Source organism: Agromyces sp. Y782, assembly GCF_059445405.1.
In genome coordinates this window covers 2,242,120-2,257,806 of record NZ_JCAIUG010000001.1, presented here as the reverse complement: position 1 = coordinate 2,257,806, position 15,687 = coordinate 2,242,120, and the positions used below count along the sequence as shown (strand labels likewise).

15 protein-coding genes are annotated in these 15,687 nt (G+C 70.5%); 7 read left to right on the top strand and 8 right to left on the bottom strand.

The window, feature by feature from the left end:
• Positions 1-122: 122 nt before the first annotated feature.
• Positions 123-1,553: a MinD/ParA family ATP-binding protein gene (locus AC1C2S_RS10450; protein ID WP_495352454.1), complete on the top strand. Its 1,431-nt coding sequence runs from the start codon at positions 123-125 to the stop codon at positions 1,551-1,553.
• Positions 1,554-1,588: 35 nt separating this feature from the next.
• Here AC1C2S_RS10450 and AC1C2S_RS10445 read toward each other — a convergent pair whose 3' ends face one another.
• Positions 1,589-3,184 carry a multicopper oxidase family protein gene (locus tag AC1C2S_RS10445; protein WP_495352453.1) on the bottom strand — a complete coding sequence of 532 codons (1,596 nt, stop codon included), beginning with the start codon at positions 3,182-3,184 and terminating at the stop codon, positions 1,589-1,591.
• Positions 3,181-3,573: a hypothetical protein gene (locus tag AC1C2S_RS10440; protein WP_495352452.1), complete on the bottom strand. Its 393-nt coding sequence runs from the start codon at positions 3,571-3,573 to the stop codon at positions 3,181-3,183. The genes AC1C2S_RS10445 and AC1C2S_RS10440 overlap by 4 nt, the downstream gene beginning before the upstream one ends.
• Positions 3,574-3,646: 73 nt before the next feature.
• On the opposite strand from AC1C2S_RS10440, the gene AC1C2S_RS10435 reads away from it, so the two are divergent.
• The gene (locus AC1C2S_RS10435; RefSeq protein ID WP_495352451.1) at positions 3,647-4,090 is read left to right on the top strand and encodes a MarR family winged helix-turn-helix transcriptional regulator; all 444 of its coding nucleotides are present in this window, start codon (positions 3,647-3,649) and stop codon (positions 4,088-4,090) included.
• Complete coding sequence (locus AC1C2S_RS10430) at positions 4,087-4,686, top strand: antibiotic biosynthesis monooxygenase (protein WP_495352450.1); 600 nt, start codon at positions 4,087-4,089, stop codon at positions 4,684-4,686. The genes AC1C2S_RS10435 and AC1C2S_RS10430 overlap by 4 nt, the downstream gene beginning before the upstream one ends.
• Positions 4,687-4,773: 87 nt before the next feature.
• Here AC1C2S_RS10430 and AC1C2S_RS10425 read toward each other — a convergent pair whose 3' ends face one another.
• Positions 4,774-5,631 carry an IclR family transcriptional regulator gene (locus AC1C2S_RS10425; protein WP_495352449.1) on the bottom strand — a complete coding sequence of 286 codons (858 nt, stop codon included), beginning with the start codon at positions 5,629-5,631 and terminating at the stop codon, positions 4,774-4,776.
• 159 nt (positions 5,632-5,790) lie between these two features.
• On the opposite strand from AC1C2S_RS10425, the gene hutH reads away from it, so the two are divergent.
• The 4 genes from hutH (at position 5,791) to hutI (ending at position 12,284) form a co-directional block, all read left to right on the top strand.
• Entirely contained in the window at positions 5,791-7,653 is a 1,863-nt protein-coding gene (gene hutH, locus AC1C2S_RS10420) for a histidine ammonia-lyase (RefSeq protein WP_495352448.1), read from the top strand.
• Positions 7,654-7,875: 222 nt separating this feature from the next.
• Positions 7,876-9,219 carry a M23 family metallopeptidase gene (locus AC1C2S_RS10415; protein ID WP_495352447.1) on the top strand — a complete coding sequence of 448 codons (1,344 nt, stop codon included), beginning with the start codon at positions 7,876-7,878 and terminating at the stop codon, positions 9,217-9,219.
• Positions 9,220-9,297: 78 nt separating this feature from the next.
• The gene (hutU, locus tag AC1C2S_RS10410; RefSeq protein WP_495352446.1) at positions 9,298-11,031 is read left to right on the top strand and encodes a urocanate hydratase; all 1,734 of its coding nucleotides are present in this window, start codon (positions 9,298-9,300) and stop codon (positions 11,029-11,031) included.
• On the top strand, positions 11,028-12,284 hold the full coding sequence (gene hutI / locus AC1C2S_RS10405; RefSeq protein ID WP_495352445.1) for an imidazolonepropionase: 1,257 nt from the start codon (positions 11,028-11,030) through the stop codon (positions 12,282-12,284). The genes hutU and hutI overlap by 4 nt, the downstream gene beginning before the upstream one ends.
• A 45-nt stretch (positions 12,285-12,329) precedes the next feature.
• Here hutI and AC1C2S_RS10400 read toward each other — a convergent pair whose 3' ends face one another.
• From AC1C2S_RS10400 to AC1C2S_RS10380, 5 genes are all read right to left on the bottom strand, one after another.
• Positions 12,330-12,587 carry a DUF6510 family protein gene (locus AC1C2S_RS10400; protein WP_495352444.1) on the bottom strand — a complete coding sequence of 86 codons (258 nt, stop codon included), beginning with the start codon at positions 12,585-12,587 and terminating at the stop codon, positions 12,330-12,332.
• A complete protein-coding gene (locus AC1C2S_RS10395; protein WP_495352443.1) occupies positions 12,587-13,393 on the bottom strand; it encodes a ferredoxin reductase in 807 nt (268 codons plus the stop codon). Before AC1C2S_RS10395 ends, AC1C2S_RS10400 begins: the two co-directional genes overlap by 1 nt.
• Positions 13,390-13,980, bottom strand: a complete 591-nt coding sequence (locus tag AC1C2S_RS10390) for a sulfite oxidase-like oxidoreductase (RefSeq protein WP_495352442.1) — start codon at positions 13,978-13,980, stop codon at positions 13,390-13,392. The genes AC1C2S_RS10395 and AC1C2S_RS10390 overlap by 4 nt, the downstream gene beginning before the upstream one ends.
• A 76-nt stretch (positions 13,981-14,056) precedes the next feature.
• Positions 14,057-14,692 (bottom strand): SixA phosphatase family protein, encoded by a 636-nt coding sequence (locus tag AC1C2S_RS10385; protein WP_495352441.1) that lies wholly within the window; start codon positions 14,690-14,692, stop codon positions 14,057-14,059.
• Between the two features lie 24 nt (positions 14,693-14,716).
• Positions 14,717-15,649 (bottom strand): arginase family protein, encoded by a 933-nt coding sequence (locus AC1C2S_RS10380; protein ID WP_495352440.1) that lies wholly within the window; start codon positions 15,647-15,649, stop codon positions 14,717-14,719.
• Positions 15,650-15,687 lie beyond the last annotated feature (38 nt).

Below are 15,687 nucleotides of genomic sequence, written 5' to 3'. Positions count from 1 at the left end.
GCGGGCGCGATTGCGCGCGAGTCGCCCGCAGCCGGCGTCGGCACATCGTCGATGTCGCGTATTCCGCACGCCGCACGTCGGGCGGCAGCTCGAACATACGCAGTGCATACGAGGGGAATGTCTTGTCTATATCGACCAACACGCAGGATGGCGTCACGGTGTTCTTGACCTCCGCCACGCAGGCGGACGTCCATGCCGACGGCTCCGTCGTCGGCATTCAGGCCGATGACAGCGGTGCGTTGCGCGACCGCGTCGTCGCCTTCGTCCAAGATCGCGCTCAGCGCCTCGGAACCCCGGCGACCGCCTCGCTCATCGACGACTCGTCGCACTGGACCCTGACCGTCGAACCCGATGGGCGGGTCACCGAAGCACCCGCCGCGCTGCCGCCCGGCGGATACACCGAGGCGACGCCGACCTCGACCGCTCCGATTCCGATCCTGCCGCAGAACCTCTCGGTGCCCGTCGTGGTCGCTCCGCCTCCCGTGTCTGCTTCGGCCGCCACCACTCGGCCGGCGCAGGCCGGCTTGGTCACGGCGTCGCCTGCTCCGGCCGGCCAGGTCCGGGCGGCACCGGCTCGTGCCGGCATCCCGACGCCTGCTGCTGCCGACGCCAAGCCGCACCGCCCGACGGTCGACGACCTGCTCTCGAGTCGCCCCCGGGTGCGCCCGCTGCGCGCGACGACCGGGTGGCAGGGGCGCGTGCGCCGGCTCAGCGGCGGCCTCATCTCGCCGAAGCCGAGCACCGTCGAGCAGACGAAGCACGAGCAGACGACTCGCGTGCAGAAGCGGCTCGACGGCCCGCGCACGATCGTCGTGCTGAATCCGAAGGGCGGGGCGCACAAGACGACGAGCACGCTGCTGCTCGCCGCGACGTTCGGCAGGCTCCGCGGCGGCTCGACCCTCGCGTGGGACAACAACGAGACCCGCGGCACCCTGGGCTGGCGCGCCCAGCACGCGCCGCACCACCGCACCGCCGTCGACCTGCTGGGCGACCTCGAGCGCTTCGAGAACCCGAGCGTCGCGAGCCTCAGCCAGCTCGACGACTACGTGCGCACGCAGGTCGACGCCCGCTTCGACGTCTTGGCCTCCGATGAGGATGCCGCGGCGACATCCACCATCGACGACGCGGCGTTCGACCGGCTGCACCGCACCCTCTCGCGGTACTACCGACTCCTCGTCGTCGACACCGGCAACAACATGCGGGCCTCGAACTGGGTTGCCGCCGTCGCCGCGGCCGATCAACTCGTCATCGTCTCGACGGTGCGCGAAGACACGGCGGCGAGCGCGGCGTGGCTGCTCGACGGCCTCGCCGAGAAGGGCTTCGGCGACAAGGTCGACCGGGCCGTCACGATCCTGACGTCGCCGTCGGAGAAGCCCGACCGCGAGCTCGAGCAGCGCCTCACCGACCACTTCGGGGCGCTGACCGCCGCGGTCACGACGATCCCCTACGACGACGAGCTCGTCGACGGCGGCACGATCGACTTCGAGGCGTTGTCACCCGAGACCCACGGCGCGTGGCTCAACGCCGCCGCCGTCGTCGCCGACCAGCTCTGAGCCGGCCTCGCTCGCGGGAGGCGAATAGGAGCTGGCTATCTGACCTCGAAGTTCGCCATCATTGCCATGTCCTCGTGCTCGAGGTTGTGGCAGTGGAAGACGTACTTTCCGGGGTATCCGTCGAATCGGATGGCGATCTTGGCCTGTTCGCCCGGGTTGAGGTCGATCGTGTCCTTCCATCCGGAGTCGAATTGCCCCGGCCCCTCGGCGCCGCGCTCGAGCACCTGGAAGGGGTTCAGGTGCAGGTGCACCGGGTGGTGGAAGTCGGCGAACAGCTCCCAGACCTCCACGGTGCCGAGCACTGCGGTCGCGGCGATGTCGTCGGGGCTGAACGGCTTGCCGCCGATGAGCCAGCCGTGCATGCCGCCGACCTCTCCTTCACGGAACTGGAACGAACGCCTGACCACCGCGTCTTCAGCGCGCAACGGCTCGATCGTGGAAAGCCGGTCGGGCACGACGAATGCGTCATCGATCCGGTCACCGACGACGAACTGCATCACCTCGCCCATGCGGCCGCTGTCGAAGTCGTTGCGGAGCGTGACGATGGTGCCCGGTGCGTAGGCGCCGAAGTCGACGATCACGTCGAAGCGCTGAGCGGGCGCGAGGACGAGGTGGTCGTGCGTTTGCGGGGATTCCAGCAGGCCGCCGTCGGTACCGATCTCGATGAAGCCGCCGGGGAGCGGCGGGTCGAGTCGAAGTGAGAGGCGCCGGGCGTTCGAGGCGTTCAGCAGTCGCAGTCGGTGGTGTGCGCCGTCGACTTCCGCCACCGGCCAGGGCGTGCCGTTGACGAGCATGACGTCACCGAGCACCCCGGCGATGTAGTCGCCGGTGACGCCGGGCGTGTGCACGAGCGTCGGGTCGCTGCTCGGATACTTCAGCGAACCGTCGGCGGTGAAGCTCCGGTCGAGGATCATCAGCGGCAACTCGCGCTCCCCGGCGGGGAGCCCGAGGGCCTCCTCCTCGTCGTCACGGTGGAGATGGAACCCGGCGAGGCCCCGCCACACGCTCGGGCCGGTGAAGTCCATGCGGTGATCGTGATACCAGAGGGTCGCCGCACGCTGGTCGAGTGGAAAGGTGTAGTCACGCTCGCCGTCGCTGGTATCGCCGACCATCGTCATCGCCGAGTCGTGCCCGGAGGAGATGTGGTCACGACTGCCGAGCTGTCGGTCGTAGCCGCTGCGGTCGACCGGGTAGACGAAGTCGATCGGATAACCGTCGCTGGCCATCGGCGTGCGACCCCCGTGCAAGTGCACGACCGTCGGCAACGGCAGTTCGTTGACGTGTGTGACGACGGCCGTGCGCCCGCGACGGCTCTCGATCGTCGGCCCTGGGAACGAACCGCCGTAGGTCCACAGCTCGGTCTGCAGGCCCGGGACGATCTCCGCGGACGTGATCTGCTGCGTGACCCGGTAGTAGTCGGTGTCGGCATCGCTCCGCACCGGCGCGAGCACCGGCGGAATCGTCAGACGGCGCTGGAACGGCTTCGGGAGAGGCAGCTGACTGGTCAGCAGGTTCCCGGTCGAGGTCGGTGCGCCGCCGAGGCTCAGTGCGATGGGCACCCCCACCCCGACCGCGACGACCCCGCCGAAGACGCCGCCGATGAACAGCCGCCGGTTGATCGGTCGAGTCACCGCCTCCACCAGGCCCACACCGTCAATGCCGCCGTCAGCATGATCACGGTCACGCCGAGCGGGATGTGGAGCGCGAGCACTGAGCGGAACCCGGCGAACGCCTGCAGCGACATCAATCCGACCAGACCGACCGTCGCCGCAATCGGCCACCACGGTCCGCCCCCGGGCCAGCGCACCAGCACGGCCGCGATGACGCAGACCAGCGTCGCCACTCCCGTGACGATCGCCATGTCGCGATGCGTCGCGAGCGCCGGGTACACCCCCGCCATGAACTGACCGGCCAGCACCGCCTGATCGAACATCAGCACAGCCGTCACCGCCAGCGCGAAACGCAGGAACCACACCGGCCACCGTCGCCCGCTGCGGGGCGCGTCATCGGGAGAAGACATGATGGGAAGCCTATCGAATTAGATCCATTTGGAACAATTCGCATGTGGATCAATGTGCGAGAGAATGGAAAACATGAGCGATGACGGCGGGCGAGTGTCGATCGAGGTGGGTCTCCTGCTCCACCGGGTCTACACACTGGCCACCCAGCAGTTGAACACCGCGCTTCGACCGACGAGCCTGACGAACAGGCACGTCACGGTGATGTTCCTGATCCGCGACGGCGTGCACACTCAACGCGACCTCGTTGCGCGCCTGATCACCGACAAGACCGGCATGGTGCGCATGATCGACGACCTCGAACGACTCGGATACGTCTCCCGGACGCAATCCACCCTCGACCGCAGGGTCACCATCCTCGGATTGACAGACGATGGAGACCGAGCCCTTCGTGCGGCGCAGCAGCACACGCAGCGTGTGGCCGATGAGCTGTTCGGAGCCGTCGGCCCACACGACATGGAAACCTTGAAGTCGATCCTGGAACGCATCCTGCAGCCCACCCCGGGGATGGAGTCATGACCGGCGAACCGATCACCGTCTCGATTCGGCGCGAGGTCGACCCCGAACGCATCGCCGAGGCGACCGCGTGGGTGCAGACCGGCGTGAACCTCGCCGCCAAATACCCGGGCTTCCTCGGTTCGGGCTGGGTGCGCGCCGGCGAGGGCTCGCAGGTGTGGCACATGCTCTACCGCTTCGCGAGCGAAGAGACCCTCGAAGCATGGGAACGCTCGACCGAGCGCACGTGGTGGCTCTCGATGGGCGAGGGCTTCGTGCGCTCGGAGCGCAGCAAGCGCCGCACCGGCATCGAGGGCTGGTTCGACGACCCGGCGACGGGGTCGGTTCCGGTGGCGGATGCCGCGGCATCCGATGCCCTCGATGAACTGCCGCCCGCACCGCCGCGGTGGAAGCAGGCGGTGACCATCTGGCTCGGCTTCTTCCCGGTGAACCTCGCCTTCACCCTGCTCGTCACCTCGTTCGTGCCCGGCTGGGACGACCTCGCCGTCGTCTGGAAGGTGCTCATCACGACGCTCCTGCTCACCCCGGTCATGACCTTCTGGGCGCTGCCCTTCGTCACGCGCATGCTGCGGCGATGGCTCGCGCCGCACGCGCGCTGAGCCATCGCTGCGCCCTCGCTGAGCCATCGCCGCGCCCTGAGCCTGTCGAAGGGCCACCCACTCGACGAGCTCAGCGAGCAGACGCGATCAGCGGATGCCGCGGATGCGCCGTGACAGCAGCGCCGCCGCCTCTCGCACTCCCGTGACCGCTTGCGCTTCGAGCTCCGGCCGCGCATCATCGGGGAATGTCACGGCGATCGCGGCCGCGGGCCATCCGAGATGGTCGACGACGACGACGCCCACCGAGGCGAGGCCGCCGGTGACCTCGCCGTCTTCGGCGGCGAACCCCGCTTCGCGCACGCTCGCGAGCACGCGTTTCAGGCGACCGTAGCTCCACTCCGCGGCATCCGGAGCGCCCTCGTTCACGCGTGAGGCGAACGCAGCCCGGTCGGGGTAGAGCGCGCGGAGCTGCGCGGGTGGCAGCTCGGCGAGCATCGCCCGGCCCGTGGCGGTGAGGTGGGCGGGCAGGCGCACACCGACGTCGGTGACGAGCGACGGGCGCCGCGGGGCGCGTTCCTCGACGAGGTAGAGCACGTCGCGCCCGTGCAGCACGGCGAGGTGTCCGCTCTCGCCGAGGAGGTCGACGAGGGCCGCGACGAGCGGGCGGCCGAGGCGCGCGAGCGGCTGCTGGCGCGAGAACCCGCTCGAGAGTTCGAACGCGGCGATGCCGAGACCGTAGCGACGCTCCTCGGGCAAGTGCACGACGAATCCGCGCTGCTGCATCACCGCGAGCAGGTGGTACACCGTCGACCGCGGAAACCCGAGCGCGTGCGCGATCGTCGCAGCGGGCACCGGCCCGCGCTGCGCGGCGAGATGCGCGAGGATCGCGAGCGTCTGGTCGGCCGCCGGCACCTTGACTCCTCCGCCCGTGCCCGCCTTCGGTGGCAGAACGACGGATGCATCGAGAGTGCGCGAACTGTCGCTTCGGGGCGAGGATTCCGACATCTTGTGCACTTTCGATGATGAGCGCGGACCGTGGACCGTGGACCGTGGACGGAGGATCGGCCGAGCGGATGCGCCCAGCCTACGCTTCGTCTGGGATACCGGACGGCGAGGGGGCGCACGGTGTTCCCGCGCGCGCGAGGGCGGTGTGGAATCGGATGCATGAGCAGCATCGACCCCGCAGCCGACCGCGCCCGCGCCGCGGTATCCGACACCGTCGGCACTGGCACTGGCACCGGCACTGGCACCGGCACCAGCACCGTCGACACCATCACCGTCGGCACCGGTCCGCTCGGCATCGGCGAGGTCGTCGCGGTCGCCCGCCACGGGGCATCCGTCGTGCTCGACCCCACCGCGCTCGACGTCGTCGCCGCGAGCCGCTCGATCATCGAAGGCCTCGCCGCCGACCCCGAGCCGCACTATGGCATCTCGACCGGATTCGGGGCCCTCGCCACGACCTTCATCGCCGAGGACCGCCGTGCCCAGCTGCAAGCGAGCCTCGTGCGCTCGCACGCCGCCGGCTCGGGCGCCGAGGTCGAGACCGAGGTCGTCCGCGCGCTCATGCTCCTGCGACTCTCGACGCTCATGACCGGCCGCACCGGCGTGCGCCGCGAGACCGCCGAGACCTACGCGGCGATTCTCAACGCGGGCATCACCCCGGTCGTGCGCGAATACGGATCACTCGGATGCTCCGGCGACCTCGCACCGCTCGCGCACTGCGCGCTCGTGGCGATGGGCGAGGGAGAAGTGCGCGTGGATTCCGTTGGTCGAGTAGCGAGCGCCAGCGAGCGTATCGAGACCGGTTCGGGTGGTCTCGATACGCGCCCTCCTGCGTCGGGCGCTACTCGACCAGCGGGCGGGGCGCCGGGCGCTACTCGACCAGCGGGCGGGGCGTCGGGCGCTACTCGACCAGCGGGTGGGGCGTCGGGCGCTACTCGACCAGCGGGCGGGGCGTCGGGCGCTACTCGACCAGCGGGCGGGGCGCCGGGCGACCTCATGCCCGCGGCCGAGGCCCTCGCCGCCGCCGGCATCACGCCGCTCCGCCTCGGCGAGAAGGAGGGCCTCGCCCTCATCAACGGCACCGACGGCATGCTCGGCATGCTCGCCCTCGCGATCGACGACCTGCGGATGCTCCTGACCACCGCCGACATCGCAGCGGCCATGAGCGTCGAAGGACTCATGGGCACCGACGCCGTGTTCGCCGAAGACCTGCACCGGCTGCGGCCTCACGCCGGCCAGGCGGCATCCGCTGCGAACCTGCGACGCCTGCTCGCCGGATCGCCGATCGTCGCGAGCCACAAGGGCCCCGAGTGCACCCGGGTGCAAGACGCGTACTCGCTGCGCTGCGCCCCCCAGGTGCACGGCGCCGCTCGCGACACGCTCGCGCACGCGGCATCCGTCGCCGATGCCGAGCTCGCTAGCGCGATCGACAACCCGGTGCTCACCCTCGACGGGCGTGTCGAGTCGAACGGCAACTTCCATGGGGCGCCGGTCGGGTACGTGCTCGACTTCCTCGCGATCGCGGTGGCGGATGTCGCGTCGATGAGCGAGCGGCGCACCGACCGGTTCCTCGACCGTGCGCGCAACCAGGGCCTGCCGCCATTCCTCGCTCACGAGGTGGGCGTCGACTCGGGACTCATGATCGCGCAGTACACCGCCGCAGGCATCGTGAGCGAGCTGAAGCGACTCGCGGTGCCGGCATCCGTCGACTCGATCCCGTCATCTGCGATGCAGGAGGACCACGTCTCGATGGGCTGGGCGGCAGGGCGGAAGCTGCGCCGTGCGATCGACGGGCTCGCGCGCGTGCTCGCGATCGAGGTCATGACTGCGGCGCGCGGCCTCGCCCTCCGTGCACCGCTCGTGCCCGGGGCCGCTACCGGCGCTGTCGTGTCGCTCATCGCGCAAATCGGCGCGGTACCCGGCCCCGACCGATTCCTCTCCCCCGAGATCGAAGTGATCTCGGCGATGACTGCACGGGGAGATGTGCTGATGGCGGCGGAATCCGTCGCCGGCGAGCTCGACTGAGCCTCGAAGAGGCGGTTGTGTCACCCCCGGGGCGATGAAAGACTGTTGGGAGTCCGGCTCCGGAGCCGGATCGAACGGAACCCTATGTCGAGATTCGTCGCCGGCCTGAAACATCCTCTCCGAACGCCGGGCGCTCGGAATGAGAGGGTTGCCCTCGCTGCGGCCGCGGTTGCCGTTCTGGTCAGTTCGCTGTCGGTGAGCCCCGCGTTCGCGGAGGAGCCAGTGCCGACGCCGGCGCAGACCTCGACTGCGACCGCGCCTGCTACCGAGGGTCTGTCGACGGACGACGGTTCGGCGGCGGAGACTCCAGCGACCGAGCCACCAGTCACCGAGCCTCCCGCGACCGAGCCACCAGCCACCGAGCCACCTGAGACCGAGCCACCTGAGACGCCGGAGCCGACCGAGTCGCCAACCCCGACGCCGGAGCCGACCGAGACACCGGAGCCGACTGAAACGCCGGAGCCGACCGAGACGCCGACTCCAACCCCCACCCCGACCCCCACGCCCGAGCCGCCCGCTCCGACTGCACCCGTCGCCGCACCTCGTGGCCCGCTGCTCATCGGCGACGGCCCGTACGCGCGCATCTCGACGGGCGCCGACCCCCAGCTCGGTGCACTGCTCTCCGCCCGCACTGCGATCGACCGGGCGACGGCCGAGCTGCAGACGGCCGAGGCTGAACTCGAGACGGCGCAATCGACGCGCGAGGTCGCTCGTTCCCTCGCCGAGCAACTGGAGGAGAGGGCTGACGAGGCGAACGAAGCGGCGGCCACCGCTGCGAGCATCTATGTTGCGGCAGCACGGGGCGGCGACGCGTCGCTCACCTCGATGAGTGCGGCATTCGGCTCGGGCAAAGACTTGCTCGCGGGCCTCGGCGGAGTCGCACGCGTCAACCAGATCACCGGCGACGCCGTGAAGTTGCAGAAGCTCGCCGAGCGGCGCGCCGATGAGTCCGAGCTCGCCGAAGAGCAGTCCGCGACCGCCTGGAGCGACGTCGACGCTGTGCCGGTCGAGTCGGCTCAGAGCACACTTGCCGCAGCCGAGGTCGACGTGGCATCCGCCCGCCAAGACTTCTCCGGCCTGCAGACGAGAGTCGCCGCATCGAGTGTCGCCATCCTCGACTCCCTTCCGCGCGATGCGGGCCAGTTGAGCGAACAGGGCTGGGCTTCGCCGGTGACCGGCCACGAGACCGACGGGTTCGGCCCGCGGCCCGACAAGCCACTCGCGGGTGTGAACGAATTCCATCGAGGCACGGATGTCGCGGCCGGCTGCGGCTCGCCCGTCTTCGCCGCGACGGGCGGTGTGGTCGTCGAAGCCCGCGCCAACGGCACCTACGGCAATTGGATCCTCGTCGAGCACGGAGCCGGGGTCTCGACCGGCTACGCGCACCTGGTCGACGGCGGCATTCTCGTCGAGCCCGGCGAGACGGTGACGGCCGGCCAGCTGATCGGCGCCGTCGGCTCCACCGGCGCCTCGACCGGCTGTCACCTGCACTTCGAGGTGCGCATCGACGGTATCGCGATCGACTCGGTGCCCTTCATGATGGCCCGCGGCATCGCACTCGGCTGAGGTCGTTCGTCTGGAATCCCAGACGCGTCGCTCGCGACATCCGTTGTCGTCGCCCTGCGCGTGAGCGAGCATCGGAACATGACCGATGCACCCATCGAAGCCCCGACCTCTCTGCCGACGGCTGCAACAGGGGGCGGGCGCACCGCCCGCACCGAGGCTGGTCGACGTGTGCGCGCCGCGCGCGGCACCACCCTCACCGCGAAGAGCTGGCAGACCGAGGCGCCGCTGCGCATGCTCATGAACAACCTCGACCCAGAGGTCGCCGAGCGCCCCGAAGACCTCATCGTCTACGGCGGCACGGGCAAGGCCGCGCGCAACTGGGAGTCGTTCGACGCCATCGTGCGCACGCTCGAGGGGCTCGAGGCCGACGAGACGCTGCTCGTGCAGTCGGGCAAGCCCGTCGGCGTCTTCCGCACGCACGAGTGGGCGCCGCGCGTGCTCATCGCCAACTCGAACCTCGTCGGCGATTGGGCGACGTGGCCCGAGTTCCGCCGGCTCGAGCAGCTCGGCCTCACGATGTACGGCCAGATGACCGCCGGCTCGTGGATCTACATCGGCACGCAGGGCATCCTGCAAGGCACCTACGAGACGTTCGGCGCGATCGCGCGCGCGCGCTTCGACGGGAGCCTCGCCGGCACCCTCACCCTCACCGGCGGCTGCGGCGGCATGGGCGGCGCGCAGCCGCTCGCAGTGACGATGAACGAGGGCGTCGTGCTCATCGTCGACGTCGACGAGACGCGGCTCGCGCGCCGCGTCGAGCACGGCTACCTCGACGAGCTCGCCGGCGACCTCGATGACGCCGTCGCACGAGTGCTCGCGGCGAAGGCCGAGCGCCGCCCGCTCAGCGTCGGTGTCGTCGGCAATGCGGCATCCGTGTTCCCCGAACTGCTCGCCCGCGGCGTGGCGATCGACATCGTCACCGACCAGACGAGCGCGCACGACCCGTTGTCGTACCTACCCGAAGGCGTGAGCGTTGCGGAGTGGCATGAGCTCGCGGCATCCGACCCCGAAGCCTTCACCGACCGCGCCCGGGCCTCGATGGCCAAGCAGGTCGAGGCGATGGTCGGCTTCCTCGATGCCGGCGCCGAGGTCTTCGACTACGGTAACTCGATCCGGCGCGAGGCAGAGCTCGGCGGGCTCGCGCACGAGCGCGCGTTCGCGTTCCCGGGCTTCGTGCCCGCCTACATCCGCCCGCTCTTCGCCGAGGGCAAGGGGCCGTTCCGTTGGGCGGCGCTTTCGGGCGACCCGGCCGACATCGCGGCGACCGACCGTGCGATCCTCGAGCTCTTCCCCGACGACGAGCACTTGCGCCGCTGGATCATGAAGGCCGGCGAGAAGGTGCGCTTCGAGGGCCTGCCCGCCCGCATCTGCTGGCTCGGCTACCAGGAGCGCCACCTCGCGGGGCTGAAGTTCAACGAGATGGTCGCGTCGGGCGAGCTGAGCGCACCCGTCGTGATCGGCCGCGACCACCTCGACTCGGGCTCGGTGGCGAGCCCGTACCGCGAGACCGAGGCGATGGCCGACGGCTCGGATGCGATCGCCGACTGGCCGCTGCTCAACGCGCTGCTGAACACCGCATCGGGCGCGACCTGGGTGTCGATCCACCACGGCGGCGGCGTCGGCATCGGCCGCTCGATCCACGCCGGGCAGGTCATCGTCGCCGACGGAACACCGCTCGCCGCCGAGAAGATCGCGCGCGTGCTCGTGAACGACCCGGGCACCGGTGTCATGCGGCACGTCGATGCCGGCTACGACCGCGCCGTCGAGGTCGCCCGCGAGCGCGGCCTGCGCGTACCTATGCTCGAGTCATGAGCGACGGGGCTGCCGCGGGGCGCATGCTGCTGACGAACATCGGCGAGCTGGTCACGAATGAACCGCTGCCCGGGCGCGAAGGCGGCCCGCTCGGCATCATCCGCGATGCGGCAGTGCTCGTCGACGACGGTCGCATCGCCTGGGTCGGCCCCGCGGCGGATGCTCCGGGGGTGCTTTCGCGCCAGAACTCGGCCGATTCGGGGGGAATCCGGCGCGAAAGCACCCCCGGAACGAAGCAGCTCGACGCCGGCCGCCGCGCCGTCATCCCCGGCTTCGTCGACAGCCACACGCACCTCATCTTCGGCGGTGATCGCGCCGAGGAGTTCGCCGCACGCATGGCGGGCCGCCGGTACGAGGCGGGCGGCATCCGCTCGACCGTCGCCGCGACTCGGGCCGCGACCGACGACGAACTGCGCGCGCGCCTTGCGGGCTTCGTCGACGAACTGCACGGGCAGGGCACGACCACCTTCGAGATCAAGAGCGGCTACGGCTTGAGCGTCGAGGCAGAGGAGCGACTCGTGCGCCTCGCCCGCGAGGTCACCGAGGAGGTCACATTCCTCGGCGCGCACGTGGTGCCGGCCGAGTTCGCCGACAACCCCGACGCCTACGTCGACCTCATCGTCGGCGAGATGCTCGCCGCGTGCGCGCCGTACTCGAAATGGGTCGACGCGTTCTGCGAGCGCGGCGCCTTCACGGCCGAACAATCCCGGCGGGTGCTCGAAGCGGGCGCCGCTGCCGGACTCGGCGTGCGCGTTCACGGCAACCAGCTCGGGCCGGGCGAGGGCGTGCGGCTCGCGGCCGAGCTCGGCGCCGCCTCCGTCGACCACTGCACCTACCTGAGCGATGCGGATGTCTCGGCGCTCGCTGCGGGAGGCACCGTCGCGACCCTGCTGCCGGGCGTGGAGTTCTCCACCCGCCAGCCCTACCCCGATGCGCGCCGCCTGATCGACGCCGGCGTTACCGTCGCCCTCGCGAGCGACTGCAACCCGGGCTCGAGCTTCACGAGCTCGATGCCGTTCTGCATCGCCGTCGCCGTGCGCGACATGGGCATGACGCCGGCTGAGGCGGTGTGGGCGTCGACCGCGGGCGGGGCAGAGTCGCTCAGGCGAACGGATGTCGGGGCGATCCGCCCGGGCGCACGAGGCGACCTCGTCCTGCTCGACGCGCCGAGCCACGTGCACCTCGCCTACCGGCCGGGCGTGCCGCTCGTCGCGCGTGTCTGGAAGGACGGCGAGGTCGTCGCCGGGGCGTGACGCCGCGGCATCCGGTCAGCTCGTCGACGAGTCAGCCAGGCGACCTCAGCCCCGCCGCACCTCGACCGCGCTCACGCCGCTGAACCCGATCCACGCGCGATCGCCGGACTCGACGAGGGTCGCGAGCACGTGGTCGCACGTGGCGCAGCGCACGACGGTGCCCGCGCCGCTGCGGTAGACCATCGCGCGGGCGAGCTCGCCGATCGCGCCGCACCCGTTGCACCGGGCCGTGGCCATCGTCACGTCGAAGGTGAAGAAGTCGGCGAGCGGACCGGCCAGGGAGTTGCCGTCGACGTGCTGCATCACGTGCCTCCGTATCGCTCGGTGCGGATCGACCGCGGGTCGTGCCCCAGCTCGACGAGCCAGTCGGCGACCAGCTCCACGAAACCGGTCGAACCGCAGACGTAGACGCGCGGCCGCTCGGTCGCGGGAAGCACTGCCGCCTCGAGCACCTCGCGCGTGATGCGCCCTGGCTGCGTCGGCCAGCCCTCGGGCGTGCGGCGCGTGTAAACGAGGTCGAGTCGAAGGGGCGCGGATGCCGCGGCGAGCGCCTGCAGCTCGTCGGCGAAGTACACGTCGTCGGGCGTGCGCACCGAGTAGAGCAGCCGGAACGGCGTCGGGTCGTCGGCGCGGGCGTGGGCGGTCGCCATCGCGAAGAGGGGGACGACGCCGGATCCGCCGGCGATGAGCTGCACCGGGCGAGCGTCGCCGGTCTCTGCGGTCGGAGCCCACACGAAGAAGGCGCCGAGCGGACCGTGCACCTCGAGCATGTCGCCAGCGCGTACGTCGTCGACGAGGTAGGGCGACACCTCGCCATCGGGCAGCTTGTCGACCGCGAGGGTGACCCGCGTCGTCGACCCCGACGAGGCGATCGAGTACGAACGCGTCGCGGTGTAACCGTCGGGGGCGGTGAGCCGCACATCGACGTGCTGGCCTGCGGCGTTGCCGGGCCATCCGTCGACGTCGAGTTCGAGTCGCGAGGCGTTCGGGGTCTCGCGCTGGGCGGCGGCGACCGTGGCGACGTGCCATCCCGAACGCGGCACCGCTCGCAGCGCCGCGCTGAGCCCGTCGGTCTGCAGAGACGACGAGACCGTCGAGGCGTCGCTCACCAGTAGCGTTCTTCCGTCCACGGGTCGCCGTGCAGGTGGTAGCCGTTCTGCTCCCAGAAGCCGGGCTCGTTGTCGTCCATCATGACGAGGCCGCGCACCCACTTCGCACTCTTCCAGAAGTAGAGGTGCGGCACGAGGAGTCGCGCCGGGCCGCCGTGCTCGGGGTCGAGCGGTTCACCGTCGAACTCGAATGCGACCCACGCCTTGCCGTCGAGCAACTCGTCGAGCGGCACGTTCGTCGTGTACCCGCCGTAGCTGTGCGCCATGACGTACTCCTGCTCGGTCTCGACGTGTTCGAAGAGCGTGTCGAGCGAGACACCCCGCCAACTCGTGCCGAGCTTTGACCAGTGCGTGACGCAGTGGATGTCGGTGTCGACGTCGTCGATCTTCAGGGCCATGAACTCGTCCCAGTTCCAGCGGTGCACGCCGGTTTCGGTGCGGATCGTGAACTCCCACTCGGCCGTGTCGACCTCGGGCGTCGGCCCGGCCGAGAGCACCGGAAAGTCGTGCACGAGGGTTTGTCCGGGCGGCAGGCGGTCATCGCGCTCACGGCTTCGACCACTGAATCCTCTGGTGATGAACGACATGGCGACCCCTCCTGTTGGCTTCGACACTAGTGTTGCGCAGTCCCCGTGTCACCGGTTTCCTCACCATTCCCGCCGATCAGCGGGCGTCCGAGTCGGACACGCTCTGCGGTGCATCGAACGTCACGCTGACGGGCGAGGCGGTGCTGCGACCGACGGATGCCGCGACGCGCAGCTCGGGCCACGACGGGACGTCGAAGCGGAAGACGGCGACCGCCGCCGTCGGCATCGACTCGATGTCGGGCGAGAACCGGGAGGCGAGGTCGGTCATCTCGGGATTGTGGCCGACGAGCATCGCCGTCGTCACACGTGCGTCGAATGAGCGGATGACTCGGAGCAGGGCTTCGACGGATGCCCCGTAGAGCCGTTCGTCCGCAATGATCCGCCGTGCGTCGAGGCCGAGCGGGCCGGCGACGAGTTCGGCCGTCGATCGTGCCCGCACCGCGGTGCTCGCGAGGATCACATCGGGGGCGATTCCACGATCCACGAGACGCCGACCCATGCGCGGCGCATCACGCCGGCCTCGCTCGTTCAACGGGCGGTCGTGGTCGATCAGCCCCGGGGTGTCCCAGCTCGACTTCGCGTGGCGCATGAGCACGAGCGTCTTCACGGTGGTCCTTTCGACGACGGGAGTTCGACGGTACTCGACGACGGGCGTTCGACGGTACTCGACGAGCGCGACGATTGTGCGACGACCCGTCGAGCACTCGGGCACTCGTGCACTCGTGCACTCGTGCGTTCAGCGAAGCGTGATGCCCGCCACGACCTCCAGTACGCAGAGGGCCGCCAATCGAACCGTACGCCCATCGGGGGCGTCGGCCGTGGCATCCACCTCGGCGAGGTCGATCGATTCGACTCGCGAATCGGCGCCGGCGGCCCGTGCGGCCTGGCGCAGCTCGTACGCCGAGATACCGCCCGGCACCGAGGCCGGGCACCCCGGCGCCACGGCGCGATCGCAGACGTCGACGTCGAGGTCGACGTGGATCGGTCCGCCCCCTGCGCCCGCGATCTCGAGCGCTTCGGCGAACACGTCGCTCATGGGGCGGCGGTGCAGTTCGTCGCGGTGCACGACCGTGATGCCGAAGTCGCGGGCACGCTCGGCGTACTCACTCGAGTTCACGAAGTCGGCGATGCCGATCTGCACGATGCGGCGGCCGTCGAGACCGGCTTCGACGAGGCGCCGCACGGGCGAGCCGTTGCTCACGCCGTCGCGCAGGTCGTAGTGCGCGTCGAGCGTGATCAGGCCGGCCGAGCCGAGCCGCTCGCCCCAGACGCCGAGCGCCACGGGTGAGGTGAGCGAGTTGTCACCGCCGAGTGCGACGACCATGCGGGCACGTTCGGCGGCGGTGGCGACCGCGGCGCGCACGCGGCGCTCGCCCGCGGGGCCGTCGGGGTCGGCGACGTCACCCGCATCGACGAGGGTGAGTCCGGCGAGCGACGTGGCGTGGTCACGTCGGCCCCGATCGGCCATGATCGCGGGGCTGTACCGCCGAAGCGCCTCCCGGATCGCCGCCGGCGTCTCGTGCGCACCCGTCGGTGAGAGCGAGGTGGCGAAGGTCGGCACCCCGAGCAGCGCGAGATCGGCGCGCGCATCCGCCGGCAACTCGCCCAGCGGCGGCCAGTCACCGGCCCGTGGCCAGAGTGGATCGTTCGGAAGCGCAGCGATGCCCATGGCCTGACGTTAGCAATGACGGATGCCGCGAGCCGAGG

What these genes read in the sequence shown, in the direction of transcription:
- hutH (WP_495352448.1), top strand. Translation starts at nt 5,791, where the DNA reads ATGAGCAGCATCGACCCCGCAGCCGACCGCGCCCGCGCCGCGGTATCC.
- AC1C2S_RS10400 (WP_495352444.1), bottom strand. Translation starts at nt 12,587, where the DNA reads ATGCAGCACGTCGACGGCAACTCCCTGGCCGGTCCGCTCGCCGACTTC.
- AC1C2S_RS10440 (WP_495352452.1), bottom strand. Translation starts at nt 3,573, where the DNA reads ATGTCTTCTCCCGATGACGCGCCCCGCAGCGGGCGACGGTGGCCGGTG.
- AC1C2S_RS10430 (WP_495352450.1), top strand. Translation starts at nt 4,087, where the DNA reads ATGACCGGCGAACCGATCACCGTCTCGATTCGGCGCGAGGTCGACCCC.
- hutU (WP_495352446.1), top strand. Translation starts at nt 9,298, where the DNA reads ATGACCGATGCACCCATCGAAGCCCCGACCTCTCTGCCGACGGCTGCA.
- AC1C2S_RS10390 (WP_495352442.1), bottom strand. Translation starts at nt 13,980, where the DNA reads ATGTCGTTCATCACCAGAGGATTCAGTGGTCGAAGCCGTGAGCGCGAT.
- hutI (WP_495352445.1), top strand. Translation starts at nt 11,028, where the DNA reads ATGAGCGACGGGGCTGCCGCGGGGCGCATGCTGCTGACGAACATCGGC.
- AC1C2S_RS10380 (WP_495352440.1), bottom strand. Translation starts at nt 15,649, where the DNA reads ATGGGCATCGCTGCGCTTCCGAACGATCCACTCTGGCCACGGGCCGGT.
- AC1C2S_RS10425 (WP_495352449.1), bottom strand. Translation starts at nt 5,631, where the DNA reads ATGTCGGAATCCTCGCCCCGAAGCGACAGTTCGCGCACTCTCGATGCA.
- AC1C2S_RS10435 (WP_495352451.1), top strand. Translation starts at nt 3,647, where the DNA reads ATGAGCGATGACGGCGGGCGAGTGTCGATCGAGGTGGGTCTCCTGCTC.